Annotated in this window: 1 protein-coding gene; it reads left to right on the top strand. The window is 73.5% G+C overall.

The features are described 5' to 3' along the window. Positions 1 to 27: 27 nt before the first annotated feature. Positions 28 to 656, top strand: a 629-nt coding sequence (locus KUM32_RS41505; RefSeq protein ID WP_217146805.1) for an alpha-ketoglutarate-dependent dioxygenase AlkB, incomplete at its 3' end; no start/stop codon positions are given.

Raw genomic sequence — 656 nt, 5'->3', positions numbered from 1 at the left:
CGTCCCACCCGTGAGGAAGGTCCGGCCATGAACGCCCTGCTCCCCCGGCCCCGCGCCACCCTCGCGCCCGGAGCCGTGCACGTGCCCGACTGGCTCTCGGTGGCCGAGCAGCGCGCGCTGGTGGACGCCTGCCGGCGGTGGGCGGTGGGCCCCGTGCCGATGCGGCACACCCGACTGCCGAGGGGCGGAGCCATGTCGGTTCAGACGGTTTGTCTGGGTTGGCACTGGCGACCGTACGCGTACACACGCACCGCCGACGACGTCAACGGCCAGCGGGTGGCGGCGCTTCCGGCGTGGCTGGTGGAGTGGGGGCGGCGCGCGGTGGCCGACGCGTACGAGGACCCGTCGGCCGCGGCCGACTACACCCCGGACACGGCGCTGATCAACTTCTACGACGCGGCGGCCAGGATGGGCATGCACCAGGACAAGGACGAGCGCTCCAGCGCGCCCGTCGTCTCGCTCAGCATCGGCGACGCCTGCGTCTTCCGGTTCGGCAACACCGAGACCCGTACCCGGCCGTACACCGATGTGGAGCTGTGCTCGGGGGACCTGTTCGTCTTCGGCGGGCCCTCGCGCTTCGCGTACCACGGCGTGCCCAGGGTCCGGCCCGGCACGGCCGACCCGGCCACCGGTCTGAGCGGCGGGCGGCTCAACAT

It is taken from the genome of Streptomyces sp. AC627_RSS907 (assembly GCF_019049165.1).
The sequence above is the reverse complement of the archived record's forward strand: the minus strand, read 5'-3'. Positions and strand labels throughout refer to the sequence as shown.